Source organism: Acinetobacter sp. RIT698 (assembly GCF_009668065.1).
GTDB classification, from domain to species: domain Bacteria; phylum Pseudomonadota; class Gammaproteobacteria; order Pseudomonadales; family Moraxellaceae; genus Acinetobacter; species Acinetobacter guillouiae.
Map to the genome: position 1 here is coordinate 39,935 of NZ_WJYH01000016.1, position 19,175 is coordinate 59,109.

General features: G+C 40.8%; 15 protein-coding genes and 1 riboswitch. Of the genes, 14 read left to right on the forward strand and 1 reads right to left on the reverse strand.

Translation table 11 applies throughout. The annotated features are described in order from the left end of the window. The first annotated feature begins 43 nt into the window (after positions 1 to 43). The 3 genes from ftsA to lpxC all read left to right on the forward strand — a co-directional run bounded on the left by ftsA (position 44) and on the right by lpxC (position 3,691). On the forward strand, positions 44 to 1,306 hold the full coding sequence (gene ftsA, locus GJV03_RS09270; protein WP_004718623.1) for a cell division protein FtsA: 1,263 nt from the start codon (positions 44 to 46) through the stop codon (positions 1,304 to 1,306). Positions 1,307 to 1,469: 163 nt separating this feature from the next. Then, the gene (gene ftsZ / locus GJV03_RS09275; protein ID WP_154129939.1) at positions 1,470 to 2,663 is read left to right on the forward strand and encodes a cell division protein FtsZ; all 1,194 of its coding nucleotides are present in this window, start codon (positions 1,470 to 1,472) and stop codon (positions 2,661 to 2,663) included. Between the two features lie 125 nt (positions 2,664 to 2,788). After that, positions 2,789 to 3,691: a UDP-3-O-acyl-N-acetylglucosamine deacetylase gene (lpxC, locus tag GJV03_RS09280; RefSeq protein ID WP_016539103.1), complete on the forward strand. Its 903-nt coding sequence runs from the start codon at positions 2,789 to 2,791 to the stop codon at positions 3,689 to 3,691. 97 nt (positions 3,692 to 3,788) lie between these two features. Here lpxC and GJV03_RS09285 read toward each other — a convergent pair whose 3' ends face one another. Next, positions 3,789 to 4,238, reverse strand: coding sequence for a hypothetical protein (locus GJV03_RS09285; RefSeq protein ID WP_004718616.1), 450 nt, complete (start codon positions 4,236 to 4,238; stop codon positions 3,789 to 3,791). A 105-nt stretch (positions 4,239 to 4,343) separates the two neighbouring features. Here GJV03_RS09285 and GJV03_RS09290 point away from each other — a divergent pair, with 105 nt between their 5' ends. The 11 genes from GJV03_RS09290 (at position 4,344) to GJV03_RS09340 (ending at position 19,127) form a co-directional block, all read left to right on the forward strand. Next, positions 4,344 to 5,021 carry a M23 family metallopeptidase gene (locus GJV03_RS09290; protein ID WP_004718614.1) on the forward strand — a complete coding sequence of 226 codons (678 nt, stop codon included), beginning with the start codon at positions 4,344 to 4,346 and terminating at the stop codon, positions 5,019 to 5,021. Between the two features lie 288 nt (positions 5,022 to 5,309). Further along, the gene (aceE, locus tag GJV03_RS09295) at positions 5,310 to 8,018 is read left to right on the forward strand and encodes a pyruvate dehydrogenase (acetyl-transferring), homodimeric type (RefSeq protein ID WP_004718613.1); all 2,709 of its coding nucleotides are present in this window, start codon (positions 5,310 to 5,312) and stop codon (positions 8,016 to 8,018) included. Positions 8,019 to 8,020: 2 nt separating this feature from the next. Continuing rightward, complete coding sequence (locus GJV03_RS09300; RefSeq protein WP_171501849.1) at positions 8,021 to 10,006, forward strand: 2-oxo acid dehydrogenase subunit E2; 1,986 nt, start codon at positions 8,021 to 8,023, stop codon at positions 10,004 to 10,006. A 547-nt stretch (positions 10,007 to 10,553) separates the two neighbouring features. Then, positions 10,554 to 10,710, forward strand: a riboswitch (yybP-ykoY riboswitch). 89 nt (positions 10,711 to 10,799) lie between these two features. Beyond that, the gene (locus GJV03_RS09305; RefSeq protein WP_004718610.1) at positions 10,800 to 11,378 is read left to right on the forward strand and encodes a TMEM165/GDT1 family protein; all 579 of its coding nucleotides are present in this window, start codon (positions 10,800 to 10,802) and stop codon (positions 11,376 to 11,378) included. Between the two features lie 213 nt (positions 11,379 to 11,591). Continuing rightward, positions 11,592 to 12,389 (forward strand): MBL fold metallo-hydrolase, encoded by a 798-nt coding sequence (locus GJV03_RS09310; RefSeq protein WP_004718609.1) that lies wholly within the window; start codon positions 11,592 to 11,594, stop codon positions 12,387 to 12,389. An 89-nt stretch (positions 12,390 to 12,478) separates the two neighbouring features. Next, positions 12,479 to 12,844 carry a YkgJ family cysteine cluster protein gene (locus tag GJV03_RS09315; RefSeq protein WP_081401065.1) on the forward strand — a complete coding sequence of 122 codons (366 nt, stop codon included), beginning with the start codon at positions 12,479 to 12,481 and terminating at the stop codon, positions 12,842 to 12,844. Positions 12,845 to 13,066: 222 nt separating this feature from the next. After that, positions 13,067 to 14,533: an IMP dehydrogenase gene (guaB, locus tag GJV03_RS09320; RefSeq protein WP_004718605.1), complete on the forward strand. Its 1,467-nt coding sequence runs from the start codon at positions 13,067 to 13,069 to the stop codon at positions 14,531 to 14,533. 118 nt (positions 14,534 to 14,651) lie between these two features. Then, positions 14,652 to 15,983, forward strand: a complete 1,332-nt coding sequence (glmM, locus tag GJV03_RS09325; RefSeq protein ID WP_004718603.1) for a phosphoglucosamine mutase — start codon at positions 14,652 to 14,654, stop codon at positions 15,981 to 15,983. A gap of 32 nt (positions 15,984 to 16,015) precedes the next feature. Continuing rightward, the gene (gene pdxH / locus GJV03_RS09330) at positions 16,016 to 16,672 is read left to right on the forward strand and encodes a pyridoxamine 5'-phosphate oxidase (RefSeq protein ID WP_105713893.1); all 657 of its coding nucleotides are present in this window, start codon (positions 16,016 to 16,018) and stop codon (positions 16,670 to 16,672) included. Continuing rightward, positions 16,673 to 18,376 (forward strand): single-stranded-DNA-specific exonuclease RecJ, encoded by a 1,704-nt coding sequence (gene recJ / locus GJV03_RS09335; protein WP_154129941.1) that lies wholly within the window; start codon positions 16,673 to 16,675, stop codon positions 18,374 to 18,376. A 268-nt stretch (positions 18,377 to 18,644) separates the two neighbouring features. Beyond that, positions 18,645 to 19,127 (forward strand): thioredoxin family protein, encoded by a 483-nt coding sequence (locus tag GJV03_RS09340; protein WP_154129942.1) that lies wholly within the window; start codon positions 18,645 to 18,647, stop codon positions 19,125 to 19,127. The last annotated feature ends 48 nt before the right edge of the window (positions 19,128 to 19,175 follow it).

Here is a 19,175-nt window from a genome sequence, read left to right on the forward strand (position 1 = left end):
CATATAGCCAAACATAAACAATGAAGATAATGGTAGCAAAGTGATGAATGAAGCTGTTCCCTCAGTTGTTGCAATTGACATTGGGACACATAAAGTTTCAGTACTGATTGGTAAAGTACATGCCCCTGATAATATTCAGGTTATTGGCATGGCAAGCGCACGCAATAAAGGAATGAATAAAGGCAAAATTGTGAGCCTTGATAAAGTCACAAATGCAATTAAACAAGCCGTTCAAGAAGCTGAAGATATGGCTGAGTGTCGTATTCATTCAGCTTGGGTTTCTATTCCAAGCACCGAATTACAAAGCCATTATGCGATTGGTCGTACGCCGATTTCAAATTCAGAACATACCATTACGACAACTGAAGTGGTGCGTGCATTAGAGCTTGCTAAAGCTAGTCATATGACAGCCGATCATTACTTGGCAAGTGCAGTGCCTTTAGGTTTTGAGCTGGATGATTCAAGTGAGTGGGTACAGAACCCAATCAATTTATCTGCCAATAGTATGACAGCCCATTATCAATTGATGATGATGCCAATCAGTACTATGCAGAACTTGGATCGTGCAATGAAAGGCGCCAATATTTCAGTTGAAAAAATGGTGGTATCTTGTTTAGCAACTGCAGAAGGCAGTTTGCTGAAAGATGAAAAGGAATATGGCGTTTGTTTGCTCGATATTGGTGCTGGAACGACCAATATTGCAGTCTATATTGAAGGGCATTTGGCATTAGCCCATACCATTCAATGTGGTGGTGAAAATGTCACACGTGATATTGCAACAGTGTTGCAAACCACAACCGAAGAAGCTGAACGGATTAAGCTACTGCATGGTTGTGTTGATATTCACCAAGTTAAACCGGATCATATGATTCAGTTTGAGGCAATTGATGGCCCACAAACCATTAGTCGTATTGAGTTGACTGAAATTATTATCGCACGTTATGAAGATATCTTGGGTAAAGTACGATACGAATTAGAACAACGTAGTGCACTACAAAGTTTGTATCATGGTGTCGTACTGACAGGTGATGTTTGCCAGATTGAAGGCATGGTGACATTGGCTCGTCGTATGTTGGGTATCTCTGCACACTTAGGCAATCCACCGTTACAAGTGGTGACCGATGATCAGAATTTACCATCTTTACGTCGTTCAATGTATGCTACAGCAGCAGGGTTACTTTTGTTTAGTCAAAGTGACATGCAAGAGGCGATTGAAGAACCTGAAGTTCAAGGTGGAAGACCATTCTTTGATCGGATTGTGAATGGTTGGAATGCCTTAAATAACAAATTAAAAGGTATTTTTTAGGTGTGGTTTTTTGGGGAATATTGTTAGGAAGTTGTAAGTGTTCTGTCCAATACTTGACAAGCTCTGCAATGAACAGCATCCTAAAAACAATTTTTATTATTGAAGATCAAGGCAGTATACGGGCTTAAGTGACTGCCAAATTATATTAGGAAATCTAAAGGTCATGGCCTCATTTGAATTTTTAGACGATGGACAAACCGATAACAACGGTCAAGCCCGTTTTACTGTGTTTGGTGTTGGTGGCGGCGGTGGTAATGCTGTACAACACATGGTGCAATCTGACATTAAAGGTGTGAAATTTGTTTGTGCAAATACAGACAAGCAAGCCCTTGATCGCATGAATGCCCCTTTTAAAATGCAACTTGGTGAGCAAAGCACACGCGGTTTGGGTGCTGGTGCTAATCCAGATGTAGGTCAAATTGCTGCTGAAGAAAGCCGTGAGCAAATCCGTCAACACCTTGAAGGTGCGGATATGGTATTTGTGACTGCTGGAATGGGCGGTGGTACAGGTACAGGTGCTGCACCAGTTGTTGCTGAGATTGCTCAAGAAATGGGTATTCTTACTGTAGGTGTGGTGACAACGCCATTTAACTTTGAAGGTCGTCGTCGTCAACGTTCGGCTGAAAAAGGGATTGAAGCATTAGAACAACATGTTGATTCTTTAATTATTATACCGAACCAACGTTTACTCAGCGTTTATGGTGACATCTCTATGCAAGATGCTTACCGTAAAGCAGATGACGTGTTGCTGAATGCGGTACGTAGTATTTTTGATCTGGTTGTTCGTCCTGGTCATATTAACCTTGACTTTGCTGACTTGAAAACTGCGATGAGTACACGTGGTTATGCGATGATGGGTGAAGGTAAGAGTAGTGGTCCAGACCGTGCTGAAGAAGCTGCACGTTTGGCGATCCGTAGTCCTTTATTGGATAATGTAAATATCATGAATGCCAAAGGGGTGTTAATTAACATCACTGGCGGTGCTGATGTGACTTTACGTGAAACTGAAGTGATTACAGATGTTGTGAACCAGATTGTTGACCTTGAAGAAGGTGAAGTGTTCTTTGGTACTGTATTTGATCCAGACGCACGTGATGAAATTCGTGTCACTGTGATTGCTACAGGTTTAACACGTAATGCCAGTGATGCAACTGAAGCAAAACGCAGAACCCATATCAGCAATGTTGCGCAATCATATAGCCAGCAAGCTAGCCACAACACTGTGGTTGATGAAGATGACGTTCCAGCGATCAATAAACGTCAAGAAGATGGTGCACCTGCTGCAGCACCAAGTTCAAGCGGTCGTTCTACGCCAATGAGTATTCAAGATTATTTGAAAAATCAACAGCGTAAATGATTGATAATTATTAAAAATAATTAATATCAACGAAAAAGGTAGTGAGATTCATTACCTTTTTTGTTTTTTATCAATGGCTAAATGTGCTAACGTATAGCGGATTTGAGAATGAAGACCGAATTAGCATGTTGAAACAACGTACCCTGAAGCGAGTCGTTAAAGCGAGTGGCATCGGACTACATAGCGGACAAAAAGTCATGATTAACTTTTTACCGCATGTGGCGGACGGGGGTATTGTATTTCGCCGTATTGATTTAAATCCACCTGTCGATCTGCCAGCAGATGCTATGCTGATTCAAGAAGCATTCATGTGTTCCAATTTGGTCAGTCATGAAACCAAGGTTGGAACCATTGAACATGTCACCAGTGCAATCGCTGGCTTGGGTATAGATAACCTGATTATAGAAGTGTCTGCTTCTGAAATACCAATTATGGATGGTAGTGCAGGTCCATTTATATATTTACTCATGCAGGGCGAATTAGTAGAACAAGACGCACCGAAAAAATTTATTCGAATTCTTAAACCTGTTGAAGCACTCATAGAAGATAAGCGTGCAATTTTTACCCCTCACGATGGTTTTCAAATCAATTTTACTATCGACTTTGATCATCCTGCCTTTGCAAAAGAATATCAATCGGCGACCATTGATTTTTCAACAGAAACGTTTGTCTATGAAGTCAGTGGTGCACGTACTTTTGGTTTTATGAAAGACCTCGATTATTTAAAAGCCAATAATCTGGCGTTGGGCGCAAGCTTAGATAATGCTGTCGGTTTAGATGATACTGGCGTGGTCAATGAAGAAGGTCTACGTTTTGCTGATGAGTTTGTTCGGCATAAAATTTTGGATGCAGTCGGTGATTTGTACCTACTTGGGCATCAAATTATTGCCAAATTTGACGGCTATAAATCGGGTCATGCACTGAATAATCAACTTTTACGCAATGTTAAAAGCGATCCAAGCAGCTATGAAATTGTAACATTTGATGACGAGAAGCTGTGCCCAATTCATTTTGTCAACGTGACATAAGTCTTTGTCTTTTAGGCATTGTGTTATAATGTAACAATAAAAAGTGTGATATCTGTCATATTTTAACCAGTTTTAATCTTAATTTAATCTAATTAGGTTACTTTTTATTGCTTGCCAAACGTAGTAAAGCTTGGCTAAGCTTAGGGTCGCTCACAAAACTAGCGGCATTTTGTAACATTTCAGATGTTGCAGGTTGTATGCTTCTTACAGTTTTATGGAGTTGTGGGGGTGTTTCAGTATTGCTGTTTTGAATACGTAAACGAACTTGCAGTTTTTGTAAATCACGAAGTTCGTTGATTTGTGACAATTGAGAAATATACTGTTTTTGAAGATAACCGAGTTGACTAATCATGGCTTGATTTTCACCGGTGATGGTCAAAATACCGTATTGATAACAGACAACTCGCCAATTCTCAGGTTGAGGAAGTAGCGGTTGAATTAATTTAGTAAGTTTTTGCCATTCGGCAACTTGCTTTGTAAGAAACGATAAGTTTCCTGTTTTTAAGTGTTGTCTTGTTGGTTGAAAGACGTTTTTGGGTTCAGACATACATGGTTCCTACATATTTATGTCTTATCTTAAGCGCTCATTTCGATAGATATCAAGGATGAGATCACTCAAGAAACTTGACTAAGAACAGTTAAAGAGGTTTTTATGCACACGCGACGTATTTTATTGGCTTTTACTTTAGCAGCTTCCGCTGCAACCGCTGCATTTGCAGACTTGGTTCAATCACCAGATCGTTTAGAACAATTATCCAAGACTTTATCTCAAGGCTCTTATAATCCAGATGATTTAGATCTTCCTGCTTCAGCAAAGATGAATATTACTTTACGTAGCCAGGATGCACCAATCGAGTTAAACAATGCAAGTATCGCTAAAAAATACGGTTCTAGCGCAAACTCTGCTTCTCGTTACACTGCAAACTCTCCATATTCTTGGTTAGTCACTCATCCGCTTCCAGATATGAAGCGCGTAAGCTCTGATTTTGGTGGCCGTACAATGGGTGGTCGTGCAGAACATCATTCTGGTTTAGACCTTTCAGCACCAAGTGGTACACCAATTTATGCAACAGGTCCTGGTATTGTGACCAAGTCTGGTTGGGGCACTGGTTATGGTCAATATGTAGAAATTAACCATGGTAATGGCTATATCACACGTTATGCGCATGCTTCACGTCTAATTGCCCGTGTAGGTGATCAGGTGAAGGCTGGTGAACATATTGCCAACGTAGGTTGTACAGGTCGTTGCACAGGTCCACATTTGCATTATGAAGTAGTGAAAGATGGTCAACGTAAAAATCCATCTTCTTACTTAGCCATGTTGCCTTAACGCTAAACATTTGATTGTTGAGCTTATGACTGATGCTCTGTATGCATGGTTGAATTCGTAGTCGCGATGAATTAAATAGTGTATTCAGACTATCATCAAATAAAAAATTATTTTGTATAAAAAACCGCCTTTATTGGCGGTTTTTTGTTATTTTAAGTGTTAATTAGTCAACAACTATTTAGTTGCTAAATAATCCTTACAATCTGCATTTGGCTGTAACGATAACTTAACAGGCCCAAAACATGATACATATAATATATAGAAAACTATTCAAGGAGTAAGTGGGAAATGGCGTATTATGGTGATAGCGACGCTCAGGAAACACAAGAATGGCAAGATGCCTTTGATTCAGTGCTCCAGCATATGGGTACGGATCGTGCTGCGTTTTTATTAGAAAAATTATATCAACAAGCAATTTCGAAGCATGTACCTATTCAGCGTCTAAATACCCCTTATTTAAATACCATTCCAGTTGAAGAATCTCCAGCGATGCCAGGCGACCAAGATATGGAGCGTCGTATTCGAGCATTAATTCGTTGGAATGCTTTGGCAATGGTTCTACGTGCCAATAAAACAGGTGATGACTTAGGTGGTCACTTGGCAAGTTTCGCGTCTTCAGCAACCCTATATGATGTCGGTTTTAACCATTTCTTCCGTGCCAATAGCGATAGCTTTGGTGGCGACATGATCTATTACCAAGGTCATTGTGCACCAGGGATTTACGCACGTTCATTTTTAGAAGGTCGTTTGACTGAAGATCAATTGAGTAATTTCCGTCGTGAAGTGGGTGGTCAGGGGCTTTCAAGTTATCCTCATCCTTATTTAATGCCAGATTACTGGCAGTTCCCAACCGTTTCGATGGGCCTTGGTCCAATCATGTCAATTTATCAAGCGCATATTCAAAAGTACTTGATGAATCGTGGTTTGATCAAAGAAGAAAATCGTAAGGTTTGGGCGTATCTTGGCGATGGTGAAATGGATGAGCCAGAAAGCTTAGGTGCAATCTCGCTTGCGGGTCGCGAAAAATTAGACAACTTAATCTGGGTGGTTAACTGTAACTTACAGCGTCTAGATGGTCCTGTACGTGGTAACGGTAAAATCATTCAAGAGCTAGAGTCACTGTTCCGTGGTGCAGGCTGGCGTGTAATTAAAGTGGTTTGGGGTCGTCATTGGGATCCTTTGATCGATAAAGACACTTCAGGTGCTTTAAAAGCCCGTATGGATGAAACGCTAGATGGTGAATACCAACGCTACCAAGTAAAAGGCGGCGCTTATACCCGTGAAAAATTCTTTGGTAAATACCCAGAAGCTGCGGAGTTGGTGAAAGGCTTAAGTGATGAGGATATTGATAATCTGAATCGCGGTGGTCATGACCCATACAAAGTATATGCCGCGTATGCAGCAGCAATGACCAGCAATGGTCAACCGACTGTAATCTTGGCAAAAACAGTGAAAGGTTATGGTTTGTCTGACGAAATTGAAGCCGTCAACAAAACCCACCAAATCAAGAAAATGCAACACGATTCATTGAAATATGTACGTGACCGTTTTAATTTGCCATTCTCTGATGAGCAACTTGAAGAGCTTCCATTCTATCGTCCAGGTGAAAACTCACCTGAATTGAAATATATGAAAGCACGTCGTGAAGCTTTAGGTGGTTATTTACCTGCACGTCGTAAAGACAGTGAAGTATTGGCGATTCCTGAGATTTCAGTATTTGATGGTGTGCTTAAAGGCAGTGGTGGTAAAGAACAATCAACCACGATGGTTATGGTGCGTTTGATTGCTGCATTGTTAAAAGAAAAAGCCATTAAAGACCGTGTTGTACCTATCGTACCTGATGAAGCGCGTACTTTCGGTTTAGAAGGCATGTTCCGTCAGTTGGGTATCTATGCTGCGCATGGACAAAACTATACCCCAGAAGACCAAGAACAGCTCATGAACTATCGTGAAGCAAAAGATGGTCACATGTTGCAAGAAGGGATCAATGAAGCAGGTGCAATGAGCGCTTGGTCAGCATTGGGTACCAGTTATTCAACCAATAACTTACCAATGATTCCGATGTATATGTATTACTCAATGTTTGGTTTCCAACGTATTGGGGATATTGCATGGGCAGCGGGTGATTCTCAGGCACAAGGCTTCTTGTGTGGTGCAACAGCTGGTCGTACAACATTAAATGGTGAAGGTTTACAACACCAAGATGGTCATTCTCATATCTTGGCAGGTACGATTCCAAACTGTGTAGCTTATGATCCTTGCTTTGGTTATGAGTTAGCCGTGATTGTGCATGATGGTTTACAACGTATGTATGTGAATCAGGAACGTGTGTTCTATTACTTGACCCTCATGAATGAAAACTATGACCAACCTGCATTGCCTGAAGGTGCTGAAGAAGGCATCAAACGTGGTATGTACTTGTTCAATAAAGATGAAAAAGCCACAGTTCAGTTATTGGGTTCAGGTGTGATTCTGCGTGAAGTGATTAAAGCTGGGCAAATTTTACGTGATGAATACCAAATCCATTCCAATGTATGGAGCGTAACAAGCTTCAATGAATTGGCACGTGATGGTATGGCTGTTGAAGAATACAATCGCCTACATCCACTTGAAGATGGTAAAGAGTCTTGGGTTTCTCAGCAATTACGTGACACGGATGGTATTGTTGTTTCAGCAACAGATCATATGCGTGCCTATAGCGAACAGATCCGTGCTTACCTTCCAGATAGCCGTCCATATGTAACATTGGGTACAGATGGTTATGGTCGTTCGGATACACGCAGTAATTTGCGTAGTTACTTTGGTGTAGATGCGGCACACATTGTGGTTGCAACATTGAAAAAACTTGCAGATGAAGGTGAAGTTGATCCACGTTTAGTGAAAGATGCAATCTCTTCATTTGAACTTGATGTTGATCGTCCAGTTGCATGGTTACCGCAAGCGCACCCATCTGTACAAGAAGTTGCTGCTTATACTGAAGTGACAGAGGAGAAATAATGATGCAAGTTAAAACTCCTGATATTGGCGTTGATAAGGCCACTGTTGCAGAAATCTTGGTGAAAGTCGGGGATACCATCGCTGTTGATGACAGTATCGTTCTACTTGAGTCAGACAAAGCCTCTGTTGAAGTGCCAAGCACTTCAGCGGGTGTGGTTAAAAGTATTGCTGTTACGGAAGGTGATGAGGTTTCAGAAGGTGCTGTGTTGATCGAAGTTGAATCTGCGGATGCAACAGAGACAGAAGCTTCAGCACAGCCTGCTCAAGAAGCTGCAAAAACTGAACCTGCTGTAGAAACTAAAGCTGAACCTGTGGCCCCTGCTGCACCTTCAGCATCCGCGCCAGCTTCATCTCAAACAGTTGAAGTTCAAGTGCCAGATATTGGTGTTGAAAAAGCTTTGGTCGGTGAAGTTCTGGTTAAAGTGGGAGATGAAATAGCGGTAGATGACAGCATCGTCGTAGTGGAATCGGATAAAGCAACGGTTGAAGTTCCAAGTACAGTTGCTGGCACGGTTGAAAGTGTTGTGGTCAAAGAAGGTGATAATGTTAAAGAAGGTGTGGTACTGATTACAGTGAAAACTGTAGGCGCTGCAACGACTTCGGCGGCAGAACCTACTGAAGCGCCTCAACAAGCGTTAGCAACACCAACTCAAGCTGCGGCACCAGAAGCATCAGCGCCAGCCCAATCGGGTAAAGTTGAAGTTGCTGTTCCTGATCTTGGTGTAGATAAAGCAACAATTTCTGAAATCTTGGTGAGCGTAGGCGATCAAGTTGAAAAAGACCAAAGCCTTTGCGTCGCTGAGTCGGATAAAGCCTCTGTAGAAGTGCCAAGTACGGTTGCAGGTACGGTGACGGCGATCCATGTGGAATTGAATCAGTCTGTGAGTCAGGGCACTGCTTTGGTGACGATTGAAGCACAGGGTCAGACTGCACCAGCACCACAAGAAAAGCCAGCTGCTCAAGCATCACAAGCTGCATCAGCACCAGCCGCGAAAACGACAGCATCAGCGCCAAAAGCTGAAGTGGCCGTTGCTCAAGCGGGTACTGAAAAGTTATCTAAAGCACAACAAGCTGAAAATGCCAAAGTTTATGCTGGTCCAGCCGTGCGTAAGCTTGCGCGTGAACTGGGTGTGGTTTTATCACAAGTCAAGGCCTCTGGTCCTCATGCACGTGTGATGAAAGATGATGTTTTTGCTTTTGTTAAAGCCAAATTGACTGCACCACAAGAAGTAGCTCAAACTGCCGCTGCGCCAGCCGCTTCAGGATTGCCTGCATTACCAGATTTCAGTGCATTTGGTGGTAGTGAAATTGCACCAATGACGCGTTTACAGCAAGTGTCTGTACCGCAATTGTCATTAAATAATTTCATTCCACAAGTGACACAATTTGATTTAGCAGATATTACTGAATTAGAAGCTTGGCGCGGTGAGTTGAAAGGGAAATTTAAGCAAGATGGTATTAGCTTAACGATCCTTGCCTTTATTGCAAAAGCGGTGGCGTTCTTACTTAAAGAAGAGCCTTATTTTGCGGGTCACTTGGCAGATGATCAAAAGTCTGTGCTGTTGCGTAAAGAAATTCATATGGGAATCGCTGTGGCGACACCAGATGGTTTAACTGTTCCAGTATTGCGTAATCCTGATCAAAAATCGATTAAGCAAATTGCCATTGAATTAGGTGAGTTAAGTAAAAAAGCACGTGATAAGAAACTTTCTCCGAAAAACTTACAAGGTGCAAATTTTACCATTACCAGCCTAGGTTCAATTGGTGGTACTGCATTTACGCCATTGGTGAACTGGCCGCAAGTTGCGATCTTGGGTATCTCACCTGCAACGATGCAACCGGTATGGAATGGCTCAGGCTTTGATCCAAAAATGATGTTGCCATTGTCATTGTCTTATGACCATCGTGTGATTAATGGTGCGGATGCTGCGCGATTTACCAATAAATTGACCAAGTTGTTATCAGATATTCGTAACATCTTGCTTTAAGTTCTAAATCATAGAAGACCTCGCTTTAGGCGAGGTTTTTTATATGGATCTAATTTTGTTTTATCAATAATTTTCAAATCTGCTTTAAAGTTATCATTCAATATAGTCAATCTGTCAAAAAACTCAGGCACAAGAATATAATTTCTCTTAATTAATATTTTTTATTAAATCAATTATATGAAAAACAAATTATTTGATTATAAAAAAGCTTGCAATGCCACACCTTACATTCAAAGTTTAAATACCATTGCGTAGGCGATGCTTCACTTTTCGTAGGGGATGCCAAACCTTGCGCTGCAAACAAAGCCGTACTTTGTTTTTGCTCATGGGCGAGGGGTACGTCCTGTACCCCCGCCCAACGGCGACATTCATGTCGCCCCACGATAGGATAACCATCTAGGGTTGAAAATTAGTGAAGAAACGAAATTGAATTCATCCTCTGCGGGCATTAAAAATGCTTCGGCACGATATTTTTTGAAGTTTATCTGAGCTTTAAATTTTTTAATTTTTAAAAATTGAAAATGATTGATAAAGCGTTGTAGAATAGCTGTACTTCATTGGGGAGTAGCCGCTGTTTATCATCTGCGAGATGATAAATGGGTGATGATCAACATAATTACTCAACAGAGTATGGTCATCATAGCAAAGAACCAATTTAGCTGAAGGTGTTTACTCAGCTATCTTTTGTTGGCAAGACCTTTGATTTATCACTCCGCGTTGAATAGGCGACTATTCATATTGGCTAGCAGGAGGGGTAAGTCATCGGTAAATATTGCTAGCCAGAGACTTTGAAATGTTAAATGCCTTCCTCATCTCTTTAGTGGTTGTCGCTTTATCCGAAATGGGCGATAAAACACAACTGCTCGCATTACTTCTTGCTGCACGTTTTCGTAAACCTATTCCTATTTTAATTGCAATTTTATTAGCAACCATCGTCAATCATGGTGTATCGGCAGTGCTTGGTCAGTGGATTACCACGGTCCTTAGCCCGACAGTGTTACTTTGGATTGTGTCACTTGGCTTTATTGGTATGGCCGGGTGGATGTTGATTCCAGATGAATTGGGTGATGAATCTGAAAGTATTAATAAATGGCAAAAATATGGGGTCTTTGGTGCAACCTTTGTATTATTCTTCCTTGCAGAAATTGGGGATAAAACCCAAATCGCCACAGTGGCACTTGCTGCACGCTTTGACAGTATCGGTTGGGTAACCATAGGTACGACATTGGGGATTATGCTGGTCAATGCACCTGCTGTATTTATTGGGAATAAATTGGCAGATAAATTACCTATTGCGTTGATTCATAAAATTGGAGCTGCAATCTTCTTTATTATTGGTGTCGCAGCTTTAGTTCAGCATTACTTTTTTTAAGCGCAATTCTCCAAGCTTATTTAACATCAATAAAGTCATCTATTTTTAAAGCTGAAAACCCAACTTAATGTTGGGTTTTTTATTATTCTGAGAATGATGACACAAATAATCTTTAAACTTAGGTTGTAGATTTATTGTAACTTTGAAGAAAACCTTATATGTTGTATGGGATAACTAAAGATTTATTTTAAAAAAGGTTTTGGGGTTTCTGGTATGGCTTTAGATCGCACCACGTCGCAAGTTTTGTTTGATAATGGCACTCATAAATGTATAAGTTTTACCAGTTTGGTGAAAGGTGAAGGTGTACAAGCCAATCAGTTTCTTATTTTAAATAATGAACGTGCAGCAGTATTAGATCCAGGTGGTGATTTGACCTATGTGCCCCTGACCATGGAGCTTAATAAATACACCCGATTACAAAATTTAGACTATGTCATGGCATCTCACCAAGACCCTGACATCATTACCTCAATGCCACGTTGGTTGGTCTATACCGATGCCAAAGTGGTCGCATCTAAATTATGGGCACGCTTTTTACCTCATTTAAACTCTGCATTTATGAGTGATCGTATGAAAGGGGGCTGGTTAGAACGTCTGATCGAATTGCCAGACCAAGGTGGCTCTATTCCATTGGGAGAAACGCGCATCATCGTGGTTCCTGCGCATTTCTTACATTCCGTTGGAAATTTTCAGTTTTACGATCCAATTTCAAAAATTTTATTCTCAGGTGATATGGGTGCATCGATTGTTGATGATGCCTCGAAACCAATTGAAGATTTTGCAATGCACATTCCAACCATGCATGGTTTTCATCAGCGCTATATGTGTACCAATCGGGTGATCCGTTTATGGGTGAAAATGGTGCGTCAAATGGATATTGAAATGATTGTGCCGCAACATGGTAAGCCGTTTATTGGTAAAGAAATGATTCATCAGTTTTTAGACTGGATCGAAAATTTACAATGTGGTGTCGATTTGATGGATGAGTCTGTGTTTACCTGCCCGCAATAAAAAATTCAAAAAAGATATTGAGTTTGAGTGCGACTTTTTTTAGGATTTTCTTGCCAAAATTTTAAATTGATAACGAGAATCTTAAAAAAATGTTGTCACAAATCTCAGCACAGGATGCGTGCTTAAGTTGCGGGGCGTGTTGCGCCTTTTTCCGAGTCTCATTTTATTGGGCTGAAGGAGAGGCCATGCCGCCAGATTATGTCGAACCTTTGACAGCCGTGTATTCTTGTATGCAGGGCACCAATCAAAAGCAACCGCGTTGTGTGGCATTAAAGGGTGAGATTGGACAGCAAGTCAGCTGTAGTATGTATGAGCAACGGAGTTCTTCATGCAAACAGGTACATGCTGGGGATTCACAATGTGCAAAAGCAAGACAAGGCTATGGTTTAATTCCCCTGATCGAAATAGAAGTCGCTACATCCAGCAATGATGAAGACTTTGATCAGGTGTGTTAACGCTAAAGTGGGAAAATTTAGGATATCAGGCAGAGACTGTAAGTCGACAGTCTACTGTGGTGTTAAATCCACGATAATTTTATATTCAAAGCCCATTTTTATTTCAATAAGATACTGAAAAATAAAGTGTGATTGAGAATAAGATAAATCCGCACAATAAAAAATGAAAATTGAACGGAAATTTGTATATAATAGCTCACGGAAATTACCAGCGAGACTGTTATGTTGACCATCGTTCAAGAAGCGCTAACCTTCGATGATGTCTTATTACTCCCTGCCTATTCTACTATCCTCCCAAAAGATGTCTCTCTAAAGACACGCCTCACACGCGGCATTCAACTGAACATCCCTATGGTTTCAGCAGCAATGGATACTGTGACTGAGTCACGTATGGCGATTGCAATGGCGCAAAACGGTGGTATTGGTATTTTACATAAAAACATGGATATTTCTGCACAAGCTGCAGAAGTTCGCCGTGTAAAAAAATTCGAAGCGGGAATGGTGAAAGATCCAATTACCGTGACACCTGAAACCACGATTCGTGATTTGATGGCAATTACACAAGCCAACAACATCAGTGGTGTACCTGTCGTTAAAGATGGCAAAGTGGTTGGGATTGTAACTGGCCGAGATACTCGTTTTGTAACGAACTTGGAACAACCAGTAAGCAATATCATGACAGGGCAAGATCGTCTTGTGACTGTTCGTGAAAATGAATCGAAAGAAAATATTCAAGCATTATTGCAAAAACACCGTATTGAAAAAGTATTGGTGGTTGATGAAAGCAATGCACTAAAAGGCTTAATTACAGTTACAGATTTCCGTAAAGCGGAATCTTATCCAAATAGCTGTAAAGATGAATTAGGTCGTTTACGTGTTGGTGCTGCAGTGGGTACTGGCGCAGAAACCCCAAGTCGTGTTGAAGCTTTGGTTGAAGCCGGCGTTGATGCGATTGTAGTGGATACGGCGCATGGTCATTCTGCGGGTGTGATCGAGCGTGTACGTTGGGTGAAAGCAAACTTCCCTCAAGTCCAAGTGATTGGCGGTAATATCGCAACGGGTGATGCTGCTTTGGCATTACTTGATGCGGGTGCAGATGCAGTGAAAGTAGGTATTGGTCCTGGTTCAATCTGTACGACACGTATCGTTGCTGGTATTGGTATGCCACAAATCTCTGCAATTGACAGTGTTGCCAATGCATTGAAAGACCAAATTCCATTGATTGCTGATGGTGGTATCCGTTTCTCTGGGGATATGGCCAAAGCAATTGGTGCTGGTGCAAGCACGATTATGGTGGGTTCACTTATGGCGGGTACTGAAGAAGCGCCTGGTGAAGTTGAATTCTTCCAAGGTCGTTATTACAAAGCATACCGTGGTATGGGTTCTTTAGGTGCAATGGCTGGTGCAACGGGTTCTGCCGATCGTTATTTCCAAGACTCGAAAGCAGGCGCTGAAAAATTAGTCCCAGAAGGGATAGAAGGCCGCGTACCGTACAAAGGTCCAATGGGCAATATCGTACATCAAATGATGGGTGGTTTACGTTCATCTATGGGCTATACCGGTTCTGCAACCATTGAAGATTTACGTCAAAATGCAAAATTTGTGAAAATTACCGCTGCAGGTATGCAAGAGTCACATGTGCATGATGTAACGATTACCAAAGAAGCACCGAACTATCGTGTAGGTTAATCTTTTGTAATATTTTGATTGGAAAAAGCCGTCAGTTTATGACGGCTTTTTTATTTTGGTGTAAAGTAGTAAAAGTTAAAAATTGATTGTTATACAACACATAATAAGTGGGTAAAAGATGAGTTATTTTGGAACAGACGGGATTCGTGGAAAATTTGGTGAACTCCCAATTACCCCAGAATTTGCACTTAAACTCGGATTTGCGGCAGGGAAAGTATTAAAGCAAATTAGCCCCAAATCAAAACCAATTGTGGTTTTAGGTAAAGATACCCGTTTATCAGGTTATATTCTTGAAGCAGCTTTACAGGCGGGTCTTAATGCTGCAGGTGTTTATGTACATTTACTTGGACCGCTGCCGACCCCTGCAATTGCCCATTTAACCCGTGCATTGCATGCCAACTTAGGGATCGTGATTTCTGCTTCACATAACCCTTATTTTGATAATGGGATTAAATTCTTCTCAGATGAAGGGAAGAAGCTTCCAGATACGATTCAAGATGCGATTAACCGAGAGCTTGAGAACGATATCATCATTGAAGACACCGCAAACTTAGGTAAGAGTGTGCGTGTTAAAGATGCCAATGGTCGTTATATCGAATTTTGCAAATCGACATTCCCGTATCATTTCAATTTACGCCATTTAAAAATTGTGGTGGATTGTGCCAATGGTGCAGCGTATAGCGTAGGCCCAGCAGTATTTCGTGAATTAGGCGCAAAAGTTATTGCGCTTTATAACGAACCAGATGGTTTAAATATCAATAAGGATTGTGGTTCGACGCATCCTGAAAATTTACAAAAAGCAGTGATTGAGCATCAAGCAGATTTAGGTATTGCTTTTGATGGCGATGCAGATCGTGTGGTTTTGGTTGACCGTTTTGGTAAATTGATTGATGGCGACCATATTCTTTATATTTTAGCAACTCAAGCATCCCAAAAACCGGCGGGTATCGTGGGTACAGTGATGAGTAACATGGCATTAGAGTTAGCACTTGAAAAAGCCAAAGTTCCTTTTGTACGTGCTAAAGTGGGTGATCGCTATGTATTGCAAAATTTAGAAGAAAACAACTGGGTGATTGGTGGCGAACCATCTGGTCATATTTTGACTTTAGACAAGAGCACAACAGGCGATGCAATCATTGCAGCCCTACAAGTGTTAACAGTATTGGTCGAACAGAATAAAGCTTTAGATGAATTGGTTGCAGATTTTAAAACTTTACCCAATGTTTTGGTCAATGTTCGCCTTGAACAAATGTTTGACCCATTCGCAGTGCCAGCATTGGTTGCCGAGTTTGATAAAGTAGAAGCAGCACTTAAAGGACGTGGGCGAATTTTAATTCGTAAGTCAGGGACGGAACCGATCATCCGTGTTATGGTAGAAGGCGATAATCTGCAAGAAGTAACTGATTTGGCAAATCATTTAGCAGATGCTGTTCGTCAAAATGCGGCTTAAAATATTGTATCGTCTGTAGAAGGTTTTGCTTCATGCGTGATGTAATTAAAGACTTAAGTGAGCTTCGTCTTACTTATCAAAAAGGTGAACTACATGAGGAGCAAGTGGATGCTCATCCTCATGCGCAGTTTCTCAATTGGTTTAATTTGGCTTTAGAAGCAAAACTGCATGAACCCTATGCAATGTCGTTGGCAACCGCAAATGCACAAGGGCGTCCACATGTGCGTACTGTGTTATTGCGTGGTGCTACCGAGGCTGGTTATGATTTTTATACCAATTATGACAGTCAAAAAGGCTTAGACTTAGCTGAAAATCCTTATGCAGAATTGCTATTCTATTGGCCTGAGTTAGAACGTCAGGTTCGTGTGGGTGGTCAAGTTCAGAGAATATCTGAACAAGAATCTACTGATTATTATCATAAACGTCCGCGTGATAGCCAAATTGCAGCACATATCAGCACCCCACAAAGTGGCGTGATTGAAAGTCGTGAACATTTACAACAGCGTTTTCAAGCATTGTATGATCAAGTGGCTGAAAAAAATGAATTGGCTAAACCCGAATTTTGGGGAGGCTATCGTTTAGAGCCGACGTATTATGAATTCTGGCAAGGCCGCCCAAATCGCTTACATGATCGCCTAACTTATGAAAAAGTAGGTGGATCTTGGACAATACAACGTTTGATGCCATAAATGCAAAAATTACAAATTAAACAACGACCATTGATCACACGCCCTGAAAACTTTCAGGGCGTGTTACCCTTTATTGCTGAAATTTTAGCCCGTCGTGGTGTGCAATCTGAACAAGAATTAGATTTAAAACTTAAATATTTACTTGCACCAGAAATGAAAGGTTTAGAGCAAGCCATTCAAATTATTGATCAAGCTTTAGATCAAAATAAAAAAATTGTGATTGTCGGTGATTATGATGCAGATGGTGCCACCAGTACCGCACTGATGATGCTGGCTTTACGAGAAATGGGCGCCAATGTTGAATACCTCGTTCCAGATCGCTTTAAATATGGTTATGGCTTAACCCCTAAAATTGCCGATTTGGCTTTTGAAAAATATCAGCCGGATCTATTAATTACGGTCGATAATGGAATTTCCAGTCATGCCGGGGTAGCACAAGCGCAGTCATATGGAATGCAGGTGATTATCACCGATCACCATTTAACGACCAAGGAAACGCCTCAGGCTGAAGCGGTTGTTAACCCAAATCAGTTAGGTTGCCAATTTCCAAGTAAGGCTTTGGCTGGCGTTGGCGTGGCATTTTACCTATTGGCAAAGTTAAGTAGCCATCGGGCAAAACAGGGAAAATCGGCTGCAAAAATGCCGCAATATTTGGATTTGGTTGCTTTGGGTACTTATGCCGATGTTGCTAGCCTCGACCATAACAATCGTATCTTAGTGGATGCAGGGGTTAAACGGATTCAACAGAATCAATGTCGTGCAGGAATTAGTGCCTTATTAGACATTGCAGCGCGTGATCCTGCTGAGTTAAAAGCCTCTGATTTAGGTTTTGTGTTAGGCCCTCGTCTTAATGCTGCAGGGCGTATGGAAACCATGGACATCGGTATTGAATGTCTTTTGGCAACGGATATGCAAACAGCCCACACTTTGGCACGCCAGCTCAATGATTTAAACTTAGAACGCCGTCAAGTTGAGTCGGAGATCAAACAAGAAGCTTTGGCAGCGCTGGAAAATCTACAGCTTGATCAAGATCATTTACCCGCAGCGCTGGTCATGTTTGAAGAGCATTGGCATCAAGGGGTGATTGGTATTGTGGCAGGGCGTTTAAAAGAACAATTTCATCGCCCCAGTATTGTATTTGCGGCGGATAAAGATGGGATTCATATCAAAGGTTCCGCACGTTCGATTGATGGTATTCATATTCGAGACAGTATTGAAAAAGTTGCTGAGCAATATCCTGATTTGATTAGTCATTTTGGTGGGCATGCAGCAGCAGCGGGTTTGACCATTCAAAAGCAACATTTTGAAGAATTTAAACAACGGTTTACTGAGTTGGTTGCTCAATCAGATGATGCACTATTCCAAGCGGTGTTGTGGACGGATGGTGAATTACCTGCTCAGGCATTTCAACTGCAAACTGTAGATACTTTGGCGCAATTGGGACCGTGGGGGCAAAAGTTTCCTGCACCGGTATTTGAAGGGCGTTTTAAAGTCATCGATTATCGTTGGTTAAAAGAAGTGCATCTGAAATTGCGTTTAGCTTTGGAAAATGGCCAACCGATTGATGCGATTGCCTTTAATGTACGCGATAAATTCAATTTTGATCCTATGCAAGATATGGTACGTATTGTTTATGAATTGGATAAAAATCAATTTAATGGCAATGTGAGTTTGCAGTTAAGAATGCTGCATTTAGAACAGTAAATTTAGGCGAAAGAAGCGCTTATATAAGCGCTTTATCTATTTGATACCCACTATAATAGTTAATACATCTCATTTTAGAGCGCATATAGCCTTATCTTACATTCAAAATTTAAATACATTTGTGTAGTTAAGGCCTTTCTCTGTACTGTAAAAAGTAGTGCTTCTAACTAGATTTGCGGATTAAACATCAAAGAAACTTATTTCCCTTCTTTAAGTCATAGATTAATATAGGTTTAACGCTTTTTTATGCCTAAAAGAATCTAGAAAAATGAAAATATGGATTGCAGTGCTTTTTATTCTGATTTCAAATACAGCCTTTGCAAATGTAATTAAATGGAACGAAGATAATATTAATTGGCTGTCTTATGAAAAAGGCTTAAAGATTGCTGAACAAGAGAAGAAACCCATTTTATTGGTGTTTTATGCTAACTGGTGTGGCGCTTCTAAGCGATATGGAAAAGTATTTTATGATGATGAGGTTGTAAATCTTTCGAAAAAATTCATCATGATTAAGGTCGATGTGAATGAGGATGAGGATTTAAGTTTAGAGTATGGTGTGCGCTATATTCCGATGACATTATTTTTGGATAGTAAATCAAATATTCAAACTGATATACGTAGTAGTACTTCAGAGCATCCGTTTAATTTAAATGAAGAAAATCCTAATGAATTACTAAGGTTGATGAAAAAAGTACAATATAAGTTAAATGAAGTCCCGATCAAACCTAAAGTTATTTTAATGAATCATTAATTGCTGATTTATTTAATTAGTGATAAAAAAAAACCGCTTATACAAGAG

Excerpts from the sequence above, each read along its gene's own strand:
- ftsA (WP_004718623.1), top strand. The coding sequence starts at position 44 with ATGAATGAAGCTGTTCCCTCAGTTGTTGCAATTGACATTGGGACACAT.
- ftsZ (WP_154129939.1), top strand. The coding sequence starts at position 1,470 with ATGGCCTCATTTGAATTTTTAGACGATGGACAAACCGATAACAACGGT.
- lpxC (WP_016539103.1), top strand. The coding sequence starts at position 2,789 with ATGTTGAAACAACGTACCCTGAAGCGAGTCGTTAAAGCGAGTGGCATC.
- GJV03_RS09285 (WP_004718616.1), bottom strand. The coding sequence starts at position 4,238 with ATGTCTGAACCCAAAAACGTCTTTCAACCAACAAGACAACACTTAAAA.
- GJV03_RS09290 (WP_004718614.1), top strand. The coding sequence starts at position 4,344 with ATGCACACGCGACGTATTTTATTGGCTTTTACTTTAGCAGCTTCCGCT.
- aceE (WP_004718613.1), top strand. The coding sequence starts at position 5,310 with ATGGCGTATTATGGTGATAGCGACGCTCAGGAAACACAAGAATGGCAA.
- GJV03_RS09300 (WP_171501849.1), top strand. The coding sequence starts at position 8,021 with ATGCAAGTTAAAACTCCTGATATTGGCGTTGATAAGGCCACTGTTGCA.
- GJV03_RS09305 (WP_004718610.1), top strand. The coding sequence starts at position 10,800 with ATGTTAAATGCCTTCCTCATCTCTTTAGTGGTTGTCGCTTTATCCGAA.
- GJV03_RS09310 (WP_004718609.1), top strand. The coding sequence starts at position 11,592 with ATGGCTTTAGATCGCACCACGTCGCAAGTTTTGTTTGATAATGGCACT.
- GJV03_RS09315 (WP_081401065.1), top strand. The coding sequence starts at position 12,479 with ATGTTGTCACAAATCTCAGCACAGGATGCGTGCTTAAGTTGCGGGGCG.
- guaB (WP_004718605.1), top strand. The coding sequence starts at position 13,067 with ATGTTGACCATCGTTCAAGAAGCGCTAACCTTCGATGATGTCTTATTA.
- glmM (WP_004718603.1), top strand. The coding sequence starts at position 14,652 with ATGAGTTATTTTGGAACAGACGGGATTCGTGGAAAATTTGGTGAACTC.
- pdxH (WP_105713893.1), top strand. The coding sequence starts at position 16,016 with ATGCGTGATGTAATTAAAGACTTAAGTGAGCTTCGTCTTACTTATCAA.
- recJ (WP_154129941.1), top strand. The coding sequence starts at position 16,673 with ATGCAAAAATTACAAATTAAACAACGACCATTGATCACACGCCCTGAA.
- GJV03_RS09340 (WP_154129942.1), top strand. The coding sequence starts at position 18,645 with ATGAAAATATGGATTGCAGTGCTTTTTATTCTGATTTCAAATACAGCC.